The following is a 2,504-nucleotide window of genomic DNA, read 5'->3' on the forward strand; positions in this document are numbered from 1 at the left end:
CGTGAGGGCAGATCCCTCACGGGTCAGGTGTCAACCAGAGCCGGGGCAGTCCCGTTCGTTGTGGGCACGTCTGAGCCGAGCACGCCGTATATAGGTGCCGGGTGACTCGTTCAGATGCTCGGCGAAGACCTTGTACACCTGCCGCACAGAGACATGCAGTGCGCGCGCGAGGTTTTCCACCGTCAGCGTCGGGTCGCTCAGATTGTCGTCGATGTGGGAACGCATCGCCACGGCCAGCGCATGACCCTCGAGCCTGAGTGGCGTCCGGGACTCCAGGGGCAGCAGAGCGGCTCGAAGCAACGTGATAGCCGCATCCGCGAGCATCTCGTTCTCCATGGAGCCGATTCGCGGAGGTACCTGCGGGTCGACCGACAGCAGCAGATTCTGCAGCGCGACCAAACTTGTCGCCGGCGGCAGCGCCGACGCCGTGATGTCACCGAACGAATGCCCGGTCGTGGGAACAGTTCCACGCGGCACCTGCAGCACGATTTCGCTCATCCGACCGGGGAAGGACAGTATGTAGGGCGCAGACGCGTCGTAGAGAGAGGCCCGACCCTTGCCGAGAATCGCCTCGCGGCCGTGCTGCAGCACGCGTCCGCTACCGATTCGGTGAATCGAGAGCAACAGATCGTCTCGCGGATGGTGTGCGATCGTCGTCGCGGAACGGACCACTTCCGAACCGTCACTAACCACACGAGTGACCGAAACACCCGAGGTGAGTTCCACCCGGTCGAGGGTCGCTGCAAATCTGGCTTCAGCGGTGCGCACCCGCAGCGGTACGAAGGCATTGCTGCATGCCTCTGCCCACTCGGTGGCGGATTGCGCTCGCACGTGAGCCATGCCCCGAGCATAGACACTCTTCGGCTGTTGCAGAACGTTCGATCGAGTTGCCGACGTCGCATGCGGGAAGCGTCGAATCCGCAGATAAAAGGCGTGCACGAAACGTCGGATGCGATGCAGGAAACATCGAGAACAGACCGCCGACGGCTCCCTATCGTCTAAGCAAGCGCGGTGCATCGACCGCGCAACACCCCCTCGAAGGAGGCAGACGTGCCCGACTACACGAAGACGTTCCGAGCAGCCGCCGTCCAGGCCGAACCGGTTTGGAACGACGTCGACGGAGGCATCGACAAGACCATCGCCTTGGCGTCGCAGGCAGCGTCCGAAGGTGCAGCCGTAATCGCTTTTCCGGAAGTCTGGATCCCCGGATACCCGTGGTTCCTGTGGCTCGATTCGGTCGCGTGGCAGTCCCAATTCGTCGGGCCCTACGTCGACAACTCCATCGAGGTCGGTAGTGCCCAGTTCGCACGAATCGAGAAGGCAGCACGTGATGCGGGCATCGCAATTTCGCTGGGTTTCAGCGAACGCGAGAACGGATCCCTCTACATCTCCCAAGCATTCATCGACAGACACGGCGTCACCAAGACCGTTCGTCGCAAGCTCAAGCCCACGCACGTCGAAAGAACCCTGTTCGGAGAGGGCGACGGGTCGGACATCCAGGTCATCGACACCGAACTGGGTCGAGTAGGCGCGCTCAACTGCTGGGAGCATCTGCAACCGCTGGCAAAGTACGCGATGTTTTCCCAGAATGAACAGCTTCACGTAGCAGCGTGGCCCAGCTTCTCGATTTTCGAGGGCGTGGTCAACGCCCTGGGTCCGGAGGTGAACGTCGGTGCCGCCCGTCAGTACGCCGTCGAGGGACAGACCTTCGTCCTCTCACCGACCGGCCTGATCGGCGAAGCCGGCCAGGCACTCGTGGCCGACACCGAACTCAAGAGGCAGTTCTTGGCGCTCGGGGGTGGACATGCCCGCATTTTCGGCCCCGACGGCCGTGATCTAGCCGAACCGCTGGCTCCTGCCGAAGAAGGCATCCTCTACGCGGACATCGACTACGCCGCCATCCTCGCGGCAAAGAATGCGGCCGACCCGGTGGGCCACTATTCGCGTCCCGATGTGTTCCGGCTGTACTTCGACAACACACGCAAGTCGAGGGTCGTGAACCGCCCGCTGTCTCCGGTGGCCGAACCGTCCGACTCCGAGTTCGCCCAGATTTTCGAAGGATAAGAAGGCACCATGATGACGCAGCCAGATCACCCGCCCACCAACTCATCATCGACCGACCCTCAGCCATCATTGTACGAACGGTTGGGTGGTTACGACGCCATCTACATCTTCGCTGCCGAGGCCCTCAAGAAAGGTATGGCACATCCTGATATCGGTCACATCTGGGCGCACATGTCCGAGTCGACGTTCTACAAGGAGCACATCAACTTCGTCGACTTCCTCTCCGCGCAATGGGGCGGCAACGTTCGCTATCGCGGGCGGGACATGCTCACCGCCCACCGGGGTATGGGGTTGACCGAAGTCCACTGGAGCGCCATGTTCGACTGCCTCTACGAATGCTACGACCAGTTTGGTCTCCCGCAAGGACTTCGCGACGAGATCGATGCCTCGTTCAACAAGTACAAGCCCGCGATCGTGGGCAGTCCTTCCTACCGCGACGT

Annotated in this window: 3 protein-coding genes; 2 read left to right on the forward strand and 1 reads right to left on the reverse strand. The window is 61.9% G+C overall.

The window, feature by feature from the left end; genetic code table 11:
- Positions 1-30: 30 nt before the first annotated feature.
- Positions 31-840: a hypothetical protein gene (locus ACFTZB_RS44990; protein WP_378442395.1), complete on the reverse strand. Its 810-nt coding sequence runs from the start codon at positions 838-840 to the stop codon at positions 31-33.
- A 210-nt stretch (positions 841-1,050) separates the two neighbouring features.
- Here ACFTZB_RS44990 and ACFTZB_RS44995 point away from each other — a divergent pair, with 210 nt between their 5' ends.
- Both ACFTZB_RS44995 and ACFTZB_RS45000 read left to right on the forward strand, forming a co-directional pair.
- Positions 1,051-2,064: a carbon-nitrogen hydrolase family protein gene (locus tag ACFTZB_RS44995; protein ID WP_378442397.1), complete on the forward strand. Its 1,014-nt coding sequence runs from the start codon at positions 1,051-1,053 to the stop codon at positions 2,062-2,064.
- A gap of 9 nt (positions 2,065-2,073) precedes the next feature.
- Positions 2,074-2,504, forward strand: a 431-nt coding sequence (locus ACFTZB_RS45000) for a group 1 truncated hemoglobin (RefSeq protein WP_378442399.1), incomplete at its 3' end; no start/stop codon positions are given.

This window comes from Rhodococcus sp. NPDC057014 (genome assembly GCF_042673295.1).
GTDB lineage: Bacteria > Actinomycetota > Actinomycetes > Mycobacteriales > Mycobacteriaceae > Rhodococcus_F.